Origin of the sequence: Egicoccus sp. AB-alg2 (assembly GCF_041821065.1) — a bacterium.
In the GTDB taxonomy this organism is placed as follows: Bacteria; Actinomycetota; Nitriliruptoria; order Nitriliruptorales; family Nitriliruptoraceae; genus Egicoccus.
Genome location: NZ_JBGUAX010000002.1, coordinates 387,658 through 403,795, shown reverse-complemented (window position 1 = coordinate 403,795; position 16,138 = coordinate 387,658). Strand labels below are relative to the sequence as shown.

The 16,138-nt window shown below is 73.6% G+C and carries 15 protein-coding genes and 1 other RNA gene; 9 read left to right on the top strand and 7 right to left on the bottom strand.

Going from position 1 to position 16,138, the window contains the following annotated elements; genetic code table 11:
* Positions 1-19: 19 nt before the first annotated feature.
* The 3 genes from otsB to ACERM0_RS04520 all read right to left on the bottom strand — a co-directional run bounded on the left by otsB (position 20) and on the right by ACERM0_RS04520 (position 3,217).
* On the bottom strand, positions 20-817 hold the full coding sequence (otsB, locus tag ACERM0_RS04530) for a trehalose-phosphatase (RefSeq protein ID WP_373677324.1): 798 nt from the start codon (positions 815-817) through the stop codon (positions 20-22).
* Complete coding sequence (locus ACERM0_RS04525; RefSeq protein ID WP_373677323.1) at positions 814-2,250, bottom strand: trehalose-6-phosphate synthase; 1,437 nt, start codon at positions 2,248-2,250, stop codon at positions 814-816. The genes otsB and ACERM0_RS04525 overlap by 4 nt, the downstream gene beginning before the upstream one ends.
* Before the next feature lie 142 nt (positions 2,251-2,392).
* Entirely contained in the window at positions 2,393-3,217 is an 825-nt protein-coding gene (locus ACERM0_RS04520; protein WP_373677322.1) for an aminotransferase class IV, read from the bottom strand.
* A 101-nt stretch (positions 3,218-3,318) separates the two neighbouring features.
* Here ACERM0_RS04520 and ACERM0_RS04515 point away from each other — a divergent pair, with 101 nt between their 5' ends.
* The 3 genes from ACERM0_RS04515 (at position 3,319) to rnpB (ending at position 4,735) form a co-directional block, all read left to right on the top strand.
* A complete protein-coding gene (locus tag ACERM0_RS04515) occupies positions 3,319-3,801 on the top strand; it encodes a DUF4442 domain-containing protein (protein ID WP_373677321.1) in 483 nt (160 codons plus the stop codon).
* Entirely contained in the window at positions 3,798-4,331 is a 534-nt protein-coding gene (locus tag ACERM0_RS04510; RefSeq protein WP_373677320.1) for a hypothetical protein, read from the top strand. Before ACERM0_RS04515 ends, ACERM0_RS04510 begins: the two co-directional genes overlap by 4 nt.
* A 36-nt stretch (positions 4,332-4,367) precedes the next feature.
* Positions 4,368-4,735, top strand: an RNA gene (gene rnpB / locus ACERM0_RS04505) — RNase P RNA component class A.
* Positions 4,736-4,790: 55 nt separating this feature from the next.
* On the opposite strand, the gene ACERM0_RS04500 is transcribed toward rnpB, so the two are convergent.
* The 3 genes from ACERM0_RS04500 to ACERM0_RS04490 all read right to left on the bottom strand — a co-directional run bounded on the left by ACERM0_RS04500 (position 4,791) and on the right by ACERM0_RS04490 (position 9,448).
* Positions 4,791-5,537 (bottom strand): DUF899 domain-containing protein, encoded by a 747-nt coding sequence (locus ACERM0_RS04500; RefSeq protein WP_373677319.1) that lies wholly within the window; start codon positions 5,535-5,537, stop codon positions 4,791-4,793.
* Positions 5,538-5,628: 91 nt separating this feature from the next.
* Positions 5,629-8,793 (bottom strand): DUF3604 domain-containing protein, encoded by a 3,165-nt coding sequence (locus tag ACERM0_RS04495; RefSeq protein WP_373677318.1) that lies wholly within the window; start codon positions 8,791-8,793, stop codon positions 5,629-5,631.
* A 103-nt stretch (positions 8,794-8,896) separates the two neighbouring features.
* On the bottom strand, positions 8,897-9,448 hold the full coding sequence (locus ACERM0_RS04490) for an N-acetyltransferase family protein (protein ID WP_373677317.1): 552 nt from the start codon (positions 9,446-9,448) through the stop codon (positions 8,897-8,899).
* Positions 9,449-9,679: 231 nt separating this feature from the next.
* On the opposite strand from ACERM0_RS04490, the gene ACERM0_RS04485 reads away from it, so the two are divergent.
* From ACERM0_RS04485 to hemG, 5 genes are all read left to right on the top strand, one after another.
* A complete protein-coding gene (locus tag ACERM0_RS04485; protein WP_373677316.1) occupies positions 9,680-10,123 on the top strand; it encodes an SRPBCC family protein in 444 nt (147 codons plus the stop codon).
* Positions 10,124-10,142: 19 nt separating this feature from the next.
* A complete protein-coding gene (locus tag ACERM0_RS04480; protein ID WP_373677315.1) occupies positions 10,143-10,625 on the top strand; it encodes a cupin domain-containing protein in 483 nt (160 codons plus the stop codon).
* 103 nt (positions 10,626-10,728) lie between these two features.
* Positions 10,729-11,838: a uroporphyrinogen decarboxylase gene (gene hemE, locus ACERM0_RS04475; protein WP_373677314.1), complete on the top strand. Its 1,110-nt coding sequence runs from the start codon at positions 10,729-10,731 to the stop codon at positions 11,836-11,838.
* Positions 11,831-12,550 (top strand): hypothetical protein, encoded by a 720-nt coding sequence (locus ACERM0_RS04470; RefSeq protein WP_373677313.1) that lies wholly within the window; start codon positions 11,831-11,833, stop codon positions 12,548-12,550. The genes hemE and ACERM0_RS04470 overlap by 8 nt, the downstream gene beginning before the upstream one ends.
* Positions 12,547-13,941, top strand: a complete 1,395-nt coding sequence (gene hemG, locus ACERM0_RS04465; protein WP_373677312.1) for a protoporphyrinogen oxidase — start codon at positions 12,547-12,549, stop codon at positions 13,939-13,941. Before ACERM0_RS04470 ends, hemG begins: the two co-directional genes overlap by 4 nt.
* Before the next feature lie 6 nt (positions 13,942-13,947).
* Here the strand turns inward: hemG and ACERM0_RS04460 are convergent, their stop codons facing one another.
* Positions 13,948-14,640: an SOS response-associated peptidase gene (locus tag ACERM0_RS04460; protein ID WP_373677311.1), complete on the bottom strand. Its 693-nt coding sequence runs from the start codon at positions 14,638-14,640 to the stop codon at positions 13,948-13,950.
* A 109-nt stretch (positions 14,641-14,749) separates the two neighbouring features.
* Between ACERM0_RS04460 and ACERM0_RS04455 the strand changes: the two genes are divergently transcribed.
* Positions 14,750-16,105 carry a hypothetical protein gene (locus ACERM0_RS04455; RefSeq protein ID WP_373677310.1) on the top strand — a complete coding sequence of 452 codons (1,356 nt, stop codon included), beginning with the start codon at positions 14,750-14,752 and terminating at the stop codon, positions 16,103-16,105.
* The last annotated feature ends 33 nt before the right edge of the window (positions 16,106-16,138 follow it).

Here is a 16,138-nt window from a genome sequence, read left to right as displayed (position 1 = left end):
GTCCTCGTCGGTCCCGGCTCTAGTCGGGCGCGCCGGAACCCCGCCCGGTCCCGAACGCGCGAAGGAAGTCCACGACCGCATCCGGGTCGCGCAGGCGGCGGCGTGCCACGGTAGCGCGCGGGGCGTCGGCGACGAGGACACCCAGCCCGTCGCGCTCCACGGCCGCGCGGAACGCGTCCTCGTCGGTGACGTCGTCGCCGAGCACCACCGGCCGGCGCCCGTCGGCCCGCTCGGCGATCCAGGCCAGTGCGCGGCCCTTGTCCACCCCGGCGGGGCGCAGTTCGACGACGGCCTTGCCCGCCAGCACCTCGAAGCCGGGGTCGTCGTCGCGACGTGCCTCGAGCAACTCGTGGACGCGCGGCAGGAGGGCGTCGCGGTCGCGGTCGTCGACCCGGCGGTGGTGGACGGCGAGCGAGGCGGCCTTGCGTTCCACCTGCCAGCCGGCGTCGGTCGACAGCAGCTCTTCGAGCGCTGCCTCGACGTCGTCGAGGGTGCCGGCGACCGCGTCGGGCGAGACGAAGGCGGTCTGCCGGCCGTCGGCGGTGCGCACCTCGGCGCCGTGGCCGCCGGCGTAGGTCACCGGCAGCAGGCCCAGGCGTGCCTCGAGCTCGGCGATCGGTCGCCCCGACACGACCGCGACCTGGGTGCGGCCGGCGAGCTGCTCGATGGCCGGCACCACGCCGGGAGCGGTGGCGGCGTCCTCGGGGTGCTCGACGATGGGGGACAGCACACCGTCGAAGTCGAGCACGACCAGCCAGTCCTCGGCGGCGCCGAGGTCCGCGGCCAGCGTGTCCGGGTCGTCGAGATCGAGGTTCATGGTCCGGCGTGTCCCCGTTCGATGTCGGCCAGTTCGTCGGCGACCCAGCGGAAGACGTCGCAGGAGCGGACGGACTCCGCCATGCGCCCGATGCGTTCGCGCCGGTCGTCGTGCTCGAGCGTCAGCGCCGAGCGCATCAGGTGGCTCGTCCCCTCGATGTCGAACGGGTTGCAGCGCACGGCGTCGGGCTCGAACTCCTGGGCCGCCCCGGTGAACTCGCTCAGCAGCAGGACGCCCGCCTCGCCGGCGGCGGCTTGGACCGTCACGAATTCCTTGGCGACGAGGTTCATCCCGTCCTTGAGCGGGGTGATGCACATGACGTCGGCGAGGCGGTAGTAGGCGGCGAGGTGGTGGCGCGGCACGCCGCGGTAGAGGTAGTGCACGGGGACGTCGTGGCCCGGCTCGGTGAACCGGCCGTTGATCCGCCCGACCTCGGTCTCCACCTCGGTGCGCAGCTCCTGGTACTCCTGCACGTCGTCCCGGCTGGGGACCGCGATCTGGACGAAGGCGACCTCGCGACGCAGGTCCGGGTTCTCCTCGAGCATCAACTCGATCGACTGCAGCCGGTGGCGGATGCCCTTGGTGTAGTCGAGCCGGTCGACGCCCAGGAACACCCGCCGACCGGCGAACTGCTCGCGCAACTCGGCGAGGTCGCGCTCGGTCTCCGGGTCCGTGGCCAGCTGCGCGAACTCGTCGGCGTCGATGGAGATCGGGTGGGCGACCGCGCGCACGTGCCGGCCGTCGGGCAGGGCCAGCGTGTCGCCCAACGACGTCACGCCGCTGAACAGCTGCTGGACGGTGCGCACGAAGTTGTCGCGGTAGCGGGTCGTGTGGAACCCGATCGAGTCGGCGGCCAGCATGCCGTGCAGCAACTGGTCGCGCCACGGCAGGCGCGCGACCAGCTCCGGCGGGGGAAACGGGATGTGGAGGAAGAAGCCGATCGGGCTGGCGGGACTGACGCGGCGCAGCATCTCCGGTAGCGGCAGCAGGTGGTAGTCCTGCACCCACAGCACCGGCGGCTCGTCGTGGTCGCCGACGACCTTGGCGACCGTGTCCGCGAAGCGGCGGTTGACGTCCTCGTAGGTGTGCCACCAGCTGCGGTCGATCACCGGCTGGACCACGAGGTCGTGGAAGAGCGGCCACAGCGTGCGGTTGGAGAAGCCGTGGTAGTGGCCCGCGACCTCCTCGGGCGTCAGCGTGACGGCGTGCAGGTCGGCCGGCAGCCCGTCGACCCGACGCGGGACGGACTCGCCGGCGTCGTCCCAGCCGACCCAGGCCCCGCCGGTCTCTTCGATGACCGGACGAAGCGCCGTGACCAGGCCGCCCGCCGCGGCCTCCCAACCCCGTTCGGTCTGCTTGACCGGGAGCCGGTTGGCGACGACGACGAGCGGTCGGCGAAGGGATGCGGCGGGTGACGATGTATCGGTCGGCACGGCGGTCCTCCTCGGGCGGCGAGCCTAACGAGGGCCGCCCGCGCTCCTGGCGCCGCGGGGTCGGCCGGACGTACCCGCCTGTGAGGCGGCGACGCGGGCCCATCGCCCACGCGGCGGTGGGCCAAGGGTGCCGGGTGGGCGATCAGCCGTCGTCGAGGTTGGCCAGCACGTGCGCCGCGAACGCCTCCTGCAGCCGGGCGGTGACCGGCCCGGGCGCCGGGTACTCGACCTCCTCCTCGCCCTCGAACAGCACGGCGTGGACGGGCAGGACCGGACGGGTCGCGGAGACGACGAACACCTCGTCGGCGGCACGCAGCGTGTCCACGTCCGGGGTCGCCTGCTCCACCTCGACGATCTGGCCGAGCGCCTGCACCGTCACCGAGTCGAGGATGGGGAGCTTGCCCGGATCGGGTGTCGTCACCTGCCCGTCGGTCACCAGCAACAACGCGCCGGTGGGCAGTTCGTGCAGCAGGCCTCCGTCGACGATCAGGGCGTCGTCCGCGTCGCGGGCCCTGGCCTGGCGCAACGCCCACTGGTTCGCGGCGTACGAGAGGGTCTTCACCCCGGAGATGGCGGTGCGCCACGGCGCCGCGACCAGGGCCAGCGAGATCGTCGGCGGCCACGACACGCCGCCGAGGATGCCGCGGACCGCGCCGCCGCGGGTCACGATGATGCGCAGGGCGCCGTCACGCTCGCCCCAGGCTGCGAGGAGGTCGGCGACCGCCCGCCGGACCGGCGGCAGCGGCAGGTCGATCGCACGGGCGGAGCGCTCCAGGCGGGCGAGATGGGGTTCGAGGGCATGGGTCCGCCCGCCGCGCACGAGCACCGCCTCGAACACGGCGTCGCCGCGCAGGAAGCCCTCGTCGGTCAGCGGGACCGTGGCGTCGGACGCGGGCAGGACGCGCCCGTCGACCCACGCGATCGCGCGTCCGGGCGTCGGTGGGGTGTGGTCGTGGGTGGCAGCCATGGCGCGCATCCAACCAGACGCCGCCGCTTGCGACCGGCCGGTGGCACGGTGCCCGACGCCGTCCGGCTAGCGTCCCGGGCCGGACCAGGGGAGGGGCGCGGGTGCCGGACGGATCGACGGAGACGCTGCTGGACGGACTGCGGCAACTGGGCACCCAGCTGCCGTTCAACCGGCACCTCGGCGTCGAGGTGGTCGAACTGGCACCCGGGCTCGCCCGCACGCGGCTGCCGGCCGACGAGCGGTTGGGCAACCACGTCGGTGGTGTGCACGCGATCGCCGAGCTGGCGCCGGTCGAGCTGGCTGGCGCGCTGGCCGCCTCCAGCCGCCTGGTCCCGCTGCTCGAGCGCGGCTACGTCCCGGTCGTCGGCGGGCTGCAGGTCCGCTACACGGCGCCCGCCCGTGGCGAGCTGACCGCGACCGCCGAAGTCGGCGAGCAGGTGCTGGCTCCCGCGCTGGCGGCGGCCGACGCCGGCGAGCGACCACGCCTGGACGTCGAGGTGCGGGTCACCGACCCGGACGGCACCCAGGTCGCCGACGCCCGGTTGCACTTCGTGTACCTGGCGGTCGCTCCGGAGCCGACGTGAGCGACCGCGCGCGTCTGCGGCGTGGCGGCCGACCGTCAGCCATCGCGCTGTTGCTGCTCACGTGCCTGGTCGCCGGCACGGCCGGTTGCGGCGGCCACCGCACCATGCGTGACGACGTCGAGGTGGTGGCCGAGGGCAGCGGGTGGTGGCTCGGGGTCGCGCCCGGACCGGAGCTGCGTTGGCAACGGCGGGAACCGGACCGCACCACCGCCTCGGCGGTCTCGGAGTACGCCGACCCGCCCGTGCTCGCGGAGGCCAGCCACCTCGAGATACCGCTGGCGGGCCGAGACGTCGCGCTGGTCGCCGGGCCCGTCCGCGCCGATGCCGCCAGCGTCCTCGTCACCACGGACCTGGGCGCGGAGCACGACGCGACGCTCTTCGAGGCACAGGGCTGGCAGTGGTTCCTCGTCGAGCTAGCCGACACGGAGGCCGTGCTCACGCTCGAGGCGTACGACGCGGCCGGAGAGGTCGTCGACACCGCTGAACTCGCCCTGATCCAACCGCCCGAGGCGACCACGGCTGCCCCCTGACGCGCCCGCCGGCGCGCTACCCTGGGACGTTCGGGAGGAGTCGGCCAGGCGGCCGCGCCGCATCCGTGCGGTGAGGAAAGTCCGGACTCCTCAGGGCAGGGTGCTGGGTAACGCCCAGGCGTGGTGACACGCGGAAAGCGCCACAGAAAACAGACCGCCGCGGCTGCCGGTCGCGGTGAGGGTGAAACGGTGAGGTAAGAGCTCACCAGCACGGCGGGTGACCGCCGTGGCTCGGCAAGCCCCACCCGGAGCAAGGCCAAGCAGGGACAGGATGGCCCGTCCGCCACGTCCCAGGTGGGCCGCACCGAGGCGCCGGGAGACCGACGCCCCAGAGAGATGGTCGCCACCGTCGGCGCGGCGACGCGCCGACGGGACAGAATCCGGCTTACCGGCCGACTCCTCCCGACAACCGCTCCGCGCTCCATGACGCACTCCAGAAAACGTCCCCTGCGAGCCGTGTCATGACGCGAAGTCCGGGCTGGCCGCCCGAGCCGACTCGGTGCGACCCTTCGGCTCCTCCCATTCCTCCTGTCGACCCAGCGCCGTGAGGTCGAGGAAGTAGTACGAGCCGCCCGTGGCCTCGAGGGCTCGTGCGTAGTGGGAGTAGGTGTGGAACACGCGCCCATCCACCTGCAGGAAGCAACTCCGGCCCGGCATGTCATAGGGCTGCTCGGCCGTCTTCATGCTCTCCTGGCCCATCGCTGCGTACTCGTCGAGCGTCCGGAAGTTGTACTCGTCGTAGCCGCGGGATTCGTCGATCGTGACGCCGAAGTCATAGTTGAAGTCGGACCCGAACGACGAGTACCAGGGCAGATCCCAGCCCTTCGTCTTCTTCCACTGCTCGAGTTTGACCAACGGCGCCCGCGACACCAGCGCATAGGTCGTGTCGCGGATGCGGAGGTGCTCGAGGAACCCCCTGGACACCTCGTCGGTGCCCGCGGTGCAGCTCGGGCACCCCTCGTCCCACTCGGGATGGAACATGAAGTGGTAGATGATCAGTTGCCGACGTCCCTCGAAGAGGTCGACGAGGCCCACCGGGCCGTTCGGGCCCTCGAAGACGTAGTTCTTCTCGATCTCGACCATCGGCAGCTCCCGACGCCGCGTGTTGATCGCGTCGCGCCGCCGTGTCAGGTCCTTCTCCGCGGCGAGCAGCTCTCTGCGCGCCACCAACCACTCATCCCGCGTGGCGATCCTCGGAAGGCTCACTGGTTCCTCCTACCTCGCGCAGCTGAGGCCTCGCGGCCAGGCACCTCCATGTCTCTGACGGGTCGGGGCGGACGAATTCATCGCGCGTGGCTCAGCCGGGATCGACCCAGATCGGCGAGGACCAGGCCATCTCGCCGTCCACGAGGAACACCCGCACGTAGTAGAACGCCGGGCCGCCGGCGGGGTCGACCCAGCTGAGCGTGTGCTCGCGGTCGCCCAGGCTCGTCAGCCCGCCCGTGCCCGGCTGCAGGCGCAGCGTGCCGTCGGGAGGCGCCTCGACGCCGGCGGCGTGCACGACGCCGTTGCGCACCTGCCGCAGCGTGGCCCTCACCACGCCGGAGGCCGTGTCCACGACGACATGGGCGTGCGGCGGGCCGACCACGGTCAGGTCGACCCCACCCCGGGTCGGCGCGTACCAGCCGCCGCCCCCGAACGCGTGTGTCGCCGCCTGCCATCGCACCCGGTCGCGCGACACCTCACGGATGTCGCGGGCCCAGTACGGCGTCTGCAGCACCTCGCCCCCGTCGATGGTCAGGGTTCCGCTCCAGTCCCGATCGGTCCGGGCGCCACCCCACTCCACCCGGAGCGGCGCGGCGACCCAGCCGCGCGGAAGGTCGAGCCGCGGCGTGATGGCGTGGGCGAGCTCACCGTCGCGCACGATGTCGATACGGGCGAGGTCGCGGTAACCGCGCACGTACGCCTGCAGCTCCACGGGACCGTTCTGGCGTCGTTCGCCGCCGAGGAACGTGTCACCGATCCGCGCGTCGACGACGATGCCACGCGCGGTCGCCGCGATGGTGCGGCGGTCGTGGAGCGCCGCGAAGACGTCACCGCGCCGCAAGCTGGTTGCGTAGACGCCGACGTAGCTGGCCCCGTACCCGTGGTCGGAGGAAGCGACCAGTCCGAACCGGTGCCCGGCACGCAGGCCGTCGACCGTGAACGTGCCGGGCAGCGTCGCGTCCATGTACTGGCGGAAGCATCCGTCGTGCTCGTAGTTGCCGCGGCACGACTGGAAGACCTCGACCAGCCGCAAGAAGGACTCGTCGCCGTAGCTCCAGTCGTAGTGGACCATCGCCGCCCCCGGGTGGTGGGGGATGGTGATGGCCGGGTACCGGGGGAACTGCCGCAGCGCCGCCCAGAGCGTGTCGGGGCGGTCGGTCGCCTCGTCGGTCGACGACAGGATCGGTGCGCCGCGCGCGACGTCGCCGTAGATCACGTTCTGGTGCCCGTGGTCGCTGGTCCACTCGAAGCCGTAGAGCGGCACGAACCGGTCGGGCACGTGGAAGAGATCGGCCAGTTTCTGGATGTGCCACCACTGGTGGTCCGAGGAGTTCTCGGCGTGGTCGGTCACGGCCCAGAAGTCGTAGTCGCAGACGTCCCAGGCGTAGCGGTAGAAGTCGTCGATGCCGGGGTCGTCGGCGGCGGTGCACCGGCTGATCAGTGAGTGTCGGTGCAGGTCGCCCCAGTAGAGGCTGCGTGTGACCCCCTCGACCTCGGTGCGGTACCGCTCCTGAGGGCCCGCGAGCCAGGCGCGCGCCTCCTCGCGTCCACTGGCGGTGACGGTGGGTCGAGTACGTCCGCGACGAGGTGGCGGCCCCCCCGGCACGTCGGCCACCACCACCTCACCGTCCCCGTGGACGCCGTGCCAGGCGACCTCGCCGACGTGCACCGACAGCGCGGCGTCGCGGCGACCGCCGAAGCCGTGCTCCCAGGACAGCGCGTGGGTCGTTCGCAGGTCCGTGGCCGCGACCACGACGGCGCCATCGGGGCTCCAGGCGACGGCGGGCTCCTCCATGCCACCATCGCTGTCCGACAGCGTCCCGACCGGCCCGGGGCCGTCCGGGCCGAGGTGCTGGACGGCGACCTCCCAGTAGTAGTGCAGCAGCGGCAGGCGCCGCAGGATCCGGTAGACGGCGACCACGCCACCGCCGGCGGTGGCGGCGAGCTGCGGCATTCCGGACGGGTTCACCTCGAACCCACGGCCGAGCGGGACGGGGTCCTCCTCCACGCCGTCGTCGGTGAGTCGCACGGCGTGGACGCGCGCGCGAGTGTTCGGACGCATCTCGGGCGGCACGAACCGTCCGGCGTCGCGCATCCCGAGCGTCGGCGGCGAGGCGAGCCGCTCCGTGGGCAGCAGCGCCGTCGGCCCGGATCCGCCGTGGCCGTGGATGGTGACGAGATCGAACGCGCACCACACCGACCCGTCGCCGGCGGTGGCGAGGCTCGGGTGCAGCGCGTAGTCGGTCCCGCCGGTCAGCGGGCGTGCCGGCCCGAGGTCGACGGCCGGGCCCGCGGCGCCGGCCCGCCGCGTGACGATCCCGTAGGCACCCCCCCGGTAGCTGCACCAGGCGTAGACGGTGTCGCCGTCGGGCGCCACGGTGAGGCTCGGGTCCCAGGCGTTGCCGGCGACGTCGGCGTCCAGCCGGACCGTCTCCTGCCAGGCGCCGTCGCGCCACCGCCGGGTATGGATGCCGAAGCGGTCGCGGTCGCGGCCCTGCCACACGACCTCGACGCTGCCGTCGGCGTGGGCGATCAGCTCCTGGTTGAACGACGGGTGCGCGGTCGTGCTGACGAGCTGCTCGTCGCCCCAGTCGCCGTCGTCGAACACGCGCGCGTACACCGCCACCGGCCCGGCGACCCCGTCCGCGCGCGCGTATGCCACCCAGCAGCGCCCGGCGGCATCGACCACGGTGCGCGGGCGGAACACGTCCGTCGGCGGACCAGAGACGGGCGCGGGAGCGGCGAGGGGCGCGCCGTCGGCCTCCGCGACGGTGGCCACGACGTGCTCGCCCTCGCCGCGTCGCCAGCTGATCCAGGCGAGCACGCGTCGACCGTCGGGGCCGACCGCCACCGACGGGCGTGTCGCCGCGCCGCCCGTGGGCACGCGCCGGGTGCGGTGGCGCACGTGGCCGGGCAGCGGCGGGGCCTCCATCAACACCTGCCGTGCGGCGGCGAGCAGCTCGGGAATCGTGCCGTCGCCCTCGTCGATCCAGAAGAACCGGGCAGGATCCGGATCCAGACGGTCGTTGACCGTCGTCAGGTCCGTGCCGGCGGCGGCTGCGGCGAGCAGCTGGCGGCTGAACGCGCGGACCTCCTCGAGCGCGCGGCGTCGCGCCGCGTCGTCGTGCGCGTCTGCAGCGGTTCCCGGCTGCGGCCGGAGCGGGTCCGCCGGGTGCGGCTGGCGGTCCGCCGGGCTGGAGATGGTGGGATCCACGGGCCGCCGCCGATCAACGTCACCGATGTTGACGGGTGGCACGGTACTGACGAGGGGGCCTGCTGCGCGTCGGTTCTGGCGAGCAGGCTCTCGGCGGGCGTCGTCGGGCCCGCCCGAGGCGGTGGGTGCGCCGGGGCACCGCACATCACGACGGCGGTCGCCAGTCAGCGAGGTCGCGCACCATTCGTGCCTCGTCGAACGTCGCGCCCGCCACCTCCTCACGCTGGGTCTCCCCGTCCCTCGCCCATCCATGATGCTCGTAGAACCCGATCGAGCGGTCGTTGGCTGCGGCCACCCACAGCAGGGCACCGGCGTGTCCGTCGGCAGCGAGGAGTTCGTGGACGCGGCGCAGCAGGGCGCCGCCGTGCCCGCGTCCCCAACTCGGTGGGTCGGCGTACAGCACGTAGAGCTGGGCGGTCAGCGCGACCGACGGCACCAGCGCGGGCCCGCAAGCTGCGACCGCGCGTGCCGGTCCGTCCACCGCGTCGCTCGAGACGAGTCGATGGACCCCGTCACGTCCGGCTCCGGTGAGTTGATCGATCCACCGCTGGCGCCAGGCGTCCTCGGTCAGGTGGTCGAGAACGGCATCCGGCACGATGCCGCGATAGGCCGCCTGCCACGAGCGAACCTGCAGTGCGGCGATGGCAGCCGCATCGCCGACTTCGGCCTCGCGGACGAAAGGACCCTCGCCACGCATGGTCGATCTCCGTGCTGAACGAGTACGCCGACAGCTGCGAGGCTAGGGACTACCCCCGCGGACCCGTCGACGCTCGACGCTGCCAGCCTCGTCGCCGCCTGGGGTTGACCGCTGGCCCCCAGCCGCTGACGATGGAGGTGGTTGCGCGAACGAGGCCCACGCGGGTCCCTCGGGCTCGCGGCAGGTGGCCCCGCCAGGTCCGGGTCCCCGGGCCCGCGGAAAGGCTTCGAGATGCCCGTCGACGTGCTGGTGGAAACCGTGATCGACCGCCCGGTCGAGGAGGTGGCGGCCTACGCCAGCGACCCCAGGCATGCGCCCGAGTGGTATGTGAACATCCAGTCGATCCAGTGGCGTACCGAGCCGCCGCTGGTGGTCGGCTCCGAAATGGACTTCGTCGCACGGTTTCTCGGCCGCCGGATCAGCTACACCTACCGGGTCACGGCGTTCGTGCCAGCAGAGCGTCTGGCGATGAGCACCGCGCAGGGGCCGTTCCCGATGGAGACCACCTACACGTGGGAACCCGTCGAGGCTGGCACCCGCATGACGCTGCGCAACACCGGCGAGCCGTCGGGCTTCGCGCGTCTGGGCGCAGGAGTGTTGGAGTCGGCCATGCGTCGCTCCACCACGCAGGACCTCGCACGCCTGAAGGCCAATCTGGAGTCGGGTCGTTCCTGACATCGACAGGAGGCAGGACATGTCGCCTCCCCACCCACCCTTCGCTGTGCAGGCTGGCGAGGGCAGCGTCCTGGAGACGCCGACGGGGGACCGAGCCGTGGTCAAGGCCGACGCGGCGCAGACCAACGGCTCGATGACCGTGATCGAGCTCGTGATCGGTCCCAAGCAGGGCCCAGCGCTGCACGAGCACCGCAACGACGACGAACTCTGGTTCGTCCTCGACGGGGAGTTCCGCTTCAAGGTGGGCGAGGTGATGCTCCAGGCGTCGATCGGCGGTATGGCCTACGGGCCGCGAGGAACCCCGCACTGCTTCCAGAACGTCGGCGACGAGCCAGGACGATTGCTGATCGTCACCACCCCGGCCGGTCTGGAGCGGTTCTTCCGGGACTTCGCCGCCGGGTCGCCCGCGGGTCCGGCGGCTCCGGAAACGCTGGCCGAACTCGGGCTCGCCCACGGCCTCGAGTTCCGCGGGCCACCCTTGGGTGTCTCCGACCCGATCTGATCCTGCTCCACGGCACGGGCCGTGATGCCCTGCACCGGACGGCAGGGGCGGGTGGGCGCGCGGGTACGGTGCGACCCGATCCCCGCGTCCTTCGAAGGCCGACATGACCGTCACCGACCTCGATGCCGCCGTGCCCGCCCGGCCACACGACGACAGCGCGTTCGTGCTCGCCTGCCGCGGGCTGCCGCACGACCACGTGCCGGTCTGGTTCATGCGCCAGGCCGGCCGCGCCCTGGCCGAGTACCGCGCCATCCGCGCCCAGCACACCTTCGAGGAGGTCGTGCACACGCCGGAGCTGGCCGCCGAGGTGACCCTGCAGCCCGTGCGCCGCTACGGGGTGGACGCCGCGATCCTGTTCTCCGACATCGTCACACCCGTCCAGGCGCTGGGGGTCGGGGTCGAGATCGAGCCCGGCGTCGGTCCGGTCGTCGAGCAGCCGTTCCGCACGCCGGCCGACGTGGACCGGCTGCGGCCGCTGGAGCCCGACACCGACCTGGCCTTCGTGCTGGAGACGGTCTCGATCCTCGCCCGCGAGCTCCCCGTCCCGCTGATCGGATTCGCCGGCGCACCGTTCACGGTCGCCAGCTACCTGATCGAGGGCGGCCCCTCGAAGTCGTACAGCCGCACCAAAGCCCTGATGTACGCCGACGAGGCCACCTGGCACGTGCTGATGGAGCGGTTGGCCGACATCACGCTCGTGTCGCTGACGGCGCAGGTCGAGCGCGGCGCCAGCGCGGTCCAGCTGTTCGACTCCTGGGCCGGTGCGCTGCATCCCGAGGACTACGCCCGCTACGTGCTGCCGCACAGCCGCCGCATCCTGGACGCGATCGGCGAACTCGGGGTACCGCGCATCCACTTCGGGGTCGGCACCGGTGAACTGCTCGGTGCGATGGCGGCCGAGGGCGCCGCTGACGTCGTCGGCGTGGACTGGCGCGTCCCGCTCGCCGACGCCCGCCGCCGCATCCCGACCGGGGTGGGCATGCAGGGCAACCTCGAACCGGCCGTCTGCCTCGGACCGTGGGAGGGTGTCGAGCGGCGCGTGCTGGACGTGCTCGCGGCCGCGGACCGCGCCGTCGACCACGTGTTCAACCTCGGCCATGGCGTACTGCCGGCCACGGATCCGGCCATCCTCCGCAACGTGGTGGAGCTGGTGCACCGTGAGGGCCGCGTCGGCGACCGGCGCGGCCGGGGCGCGGAGCCGGCCGATGGATGAGTTCGCGATCGCCCTGCTCGGCGGTGCCGGCCTGGTTCGCGCGCTCGGCGAGCGCACCGGCGCCCGTGTCGTCGCCACCACCGCTGACGACCACCTCGAGGTCGCCGGCCGGCTCGGCGAGGAGGCGGACCTGGTGGTCGGCATGGCGGCCGTGCCGTGGCCGGTACTGCCGGACCTTCACGCCGACGGCTCGGCGACGCTGCCTGCCTACGCCGGGGTGGTGTCCTGGTACGCACTGCCGCAGCTCGCCGACGCGCTGGCCCAGGCGGTCGCCCCCGGCGCGAAGAACGGCGCCCACGTGCTGGTCACCGCCCCGGACCCGGGTGAGGACGTCGAGGCCCAGGACCTGATGTTCCTGCGCGAGGTCGCGGCCGCCATCGAGGCGCGCGTCGACCTCGCGTCCCGTTCCATCGCCTGGCGCGGTCGGACCCGCACGCCGACCGCCGTCGATGCGCTCACGACCGTCGTCGAGGCCCACGGCCGGCGCGACGTCGTCGAGTGCCCGGTCGCACCGGGCACGGGTGCCGATCCGCAGTTGGTCGCCACCGCGGACCGCCTCGGGATCCGGTTGACCTGTGTCGACCTCGGCCGCGCCACCCAACTCGATCTGCTGACCACGGTGGTGCAGACGGTGGCGGGTCACGAACTGGACGACGAGGCGGACGTCCCCTTCGGACTGGACGATGACGACGACGGCGGGGACGCGCCGTGAGCGCGACGCCGGCGACCCCCGCGGCCGCCCGTCGTCGCACGCGCGTCGCCGTCGTCGGTGGCGGGATCACGGGGCTCGCGACCGCCTGGCACCTGCGTGACGAGATGGACGTCACCGTGTTCGAGGCGGACGGGCGCCTCGGCGGCGAGGTGCACACCATCCACCTCGGTGACGCCCCGCTGGACGTCGGTGCCGATGCGTTCCTGGCACGGCACCCGGAGGGGGAGCGGCTCGTCCGCGCGCTCGGGTTCGGTGACGACGACCTCGTGGCCCCGGCCAGCGGGCAGGTGCACGTCTGGGCGCGCGGCCGGCTGCGGCCGCTGCCGGCGGGCACCGTCTTCGGGGTGCCCACCGACCTGCGCGCCCTGGCCCGCTCCGGGGTCCTGTCGCCTGCGGCGCTGGCCCGGGCGGCGATGGAGCCGCTGCTGCCGCGCCGCCGCGTCGTCGGTGACCGCAGCGTCGCCGACCTGGTGGGGGAGCGGTTCGGCCCGGCGGTCGTCGACGCCCTGGTCGAGCCGCTGCTGGGCGGCGTCTACGCCGGCCGGGCCGACCGGCTGAGCACCCAGGCGACCGTCCCGCCGGTGTGGGCCGCGGCCCGCGAGCACCGGTCGCTGCAGCGCGGCCTGCACGAGCACCGGGTCAAGGCGGCGGCGGACGCCCGGCCGGTGTTCCTGACGGTCCGCGGTGGCATGTCGCGGGTCATCGGCCGCCTCCGCGACGACCTCGCCGACCGTGTCCACGTCGACCGTCCCGTGCAGGCCCTGCAGCGGGCGGAAGACGTCTGGCACCTCGACGTCGCCGGCCGTGAGGTCACCTTCGACCGGGTGGTGCTGGCCGTCCCGCCCGCGGTGGCGGCCCGCCTGCTGGTCGGGGTCTGTGACGACGCCGCCCGCGAGTTGGCGGGGATTCCCAGCGCGTCGGTCGGTGTCGTGGCGCTGGCCTACGACCATGCCGACGCCGCCGACGTGCCTGGCGGCAGCGGACTGCTCGTCCCACGCTCGGAAGGGCGGCTGATCAAGGCCGCGACCTGGACCTCGCGCAAGTGGCCCCACCACGCCGACCGCGAGCGGTTCCTGCTGCGGGCCAGCGTCGGGCGCGTGGACGACGCCTCCGGGCTGGACCTGGCCGACGACGAGTTGGCCGCCCGGGTGGACGCGGAGGTCCGGGAGGCCGCCGGCATCCGCGGACGGGCCCGGGCCTGGCACGTGCAGCGGTGGCGGGACGCCCTGCCGCAGTACGACATCGGGCACCGGGCACGGGTGGAGCGCATCCGGCATGCTCTGGAGGCCGTGCCGGGCCTGCACGTCGGGGGCGCGGGCCTGGACGGTCTGGGCATCGCGGCCCGGGCCAAGGACGCCGAACGGCTCGCCGCCGAGGCGCGCGGCGAATGACCCCGGTCAGTCCTCGGCGGCGCGCTCGAGCAGTTCCGGGCCTTCGTTGCGGACGTTGTTGACCCGGTCGACGATCGGAGTGGCGGTCAGGCGCGGCGCACCGAGGGCGGCGACGGCATCCACGAGGTGGGGCGCCTCCTCCTCGGAGGCGTCGAGCCAGTCGTCCCACAGCCGGCGCGGCAGCATCACCGGCATCCGGTCGTGCAGTTCGCGCATCTGGCCCTTGGCCTCGGTCGTGACGATCGCCGTGGAGAACACCGGGTCGGCGTCCGGGTCCTTCGGGTCGCGCCACACCGTCCAGATGCCGGCGAAGGCCAGGGGGCAACTGTCCGGGTCGGCCAGGTGGTAGGGCTGCTTGCGGTCCTGGTCGGGACGGCTCTGCCACTCGTAGAAGCCGTCCGCGGGCAGCAGGCAGCGGTGGCGTCGGAAGGCGTCCCCGAACATCTTGGTGGTCGAGACCGTCTCGATGCGGGCGTTGATGGGCTGGCGTGCTCCCTTGAGCTGCTTGGTCCAGTAGGGCACGAAACCCCACCGCAAGGTGCCCAGCCGGCGGGTGCCGTCCTTGTCGATGATCGCGTACACGTCCTGGGTCGGGGCGACGTTCCACCGCTTCGGCAGCGGCTCGGTGCGCACCTCGTCGACCTCGAACTGCTCAGCGAGCTGCTCGGGCTGGGTCAGGGACAGGAATCGCCCACACATGGCACAGCAGGCTAGCGGCCAGTCCCGGACGTACTCGGGCCGCGTCATGCGGACTACGCTCGGACGTCGGCCGGACCGATTCCCTGCTGTCGAACCAGGAGACACGGCCGTGTCCGAGGACGCGCGCGAGATCGCGCAGCGGATCGTCCGCGAGGTGCTCGCCGCCCACGAGGCCGCCGACGACGCCCTACATCAGGGTCAGGAGGCGACGTCGGCGCCCGCCGCGGAGCCCGCGCCGGCCGAGCCGGGGGTCCCCGGGGGCCTCGGGCCGCACGTCGGCGACCCCGCCGCCGTGCCCGACGCGCTGGAGGACAGCCCTGCGCGCCAGGCGGCGAAGCGGATCGTCGCCGAGGTCCTCGCCGCGCACGCGGAGGCCAGCCGTTCGCTCGCCGAGGACCTGCCGGTGGTCGCTGAGGCCGAGGAGCCCGGCCCCGCGCCCGCGACCCCGGTCCTGCAGCCGGTCCCGGGCCGTCCCGCCGTCGTGCCGGCCGAGCCCAGTCCCGCCGCCCCTGCCGCAGAGGCCGACGTGGCCGAGGACGCGGCGACCATCGCGCGGCGCATCGTCGCGTCCGTCCTGGCCCAGCACGGCGCCGAGGGACCGCCGCCCATCCCTGTGGACGTCCGGCGCCCGGTCACCATCGAGGACGAGCCGCTGCCCCGCCTGGTCGACGACGAGGAGCCGGCCGCCGAGCGACCGGCTGCCGAGGCAGCTGCGGCCGATGGCGGGTCCGCCGCGCGCGACGACGACCCGGACGACGGCGAGGTGTGGGTCCTGGCCGACGACGAGGTGGCCGAGGATCCGGGTGCCGCCCCCCATGCGGCGCGCGGTAGCACCGCACACGCTGCGGACACGCTCGACGAGCCGCTGTTCGCCACCGACGACGAGCCCACGCCGGTCGACGACCCCGTCGAGCCGATCCCACGGCTCCAGCCGTCCACCGCGGCCTCGGCCGGGGCGGCGGAGCCCGCCCCGGGCGGGGACGATGCCGCGGCCAGGGACGCCGACGCCACCAGGCCGCTGGCGCCGTCGTGGCTGGATCTCGAACCCGAGCCCGATGGTGGCGAGGTGGACCACGAGGCCGACACCGGTGCACGCCACGACGTCGGCCAGGCCACCGACACGGCAGCCGGGGACACGCCGGAGGACGGCGACGACGAGGCCGGGGAGGGCGACGTCCCGACAGCCGACGCGACCGCGTGGCGATCCACGGACGAGGACGACGTCGACCGCACGGCGCGGGTGCCGGTCGCCACGCTGGAACGGGACGACGACACGGTCGCGGACGGGACGTCGGAGCCGACGGTCGCGATCCCGACATCGGAGCCGACCGTCGCGATCCCGGCGGCCCAGCCACCGCGGCGTACGGGCCGCTGGCTGATCGCCAGCATCCTGGGCGCCGTCGCCCTGGCGGTGCTGCTGCCCCTGGCGGTGGCGGCGCTGCGGAGTCTCGTGGCGCTGTCCTAGGCCGCCCTGCAGCCCTGCCGGCCGAGGCAGGAC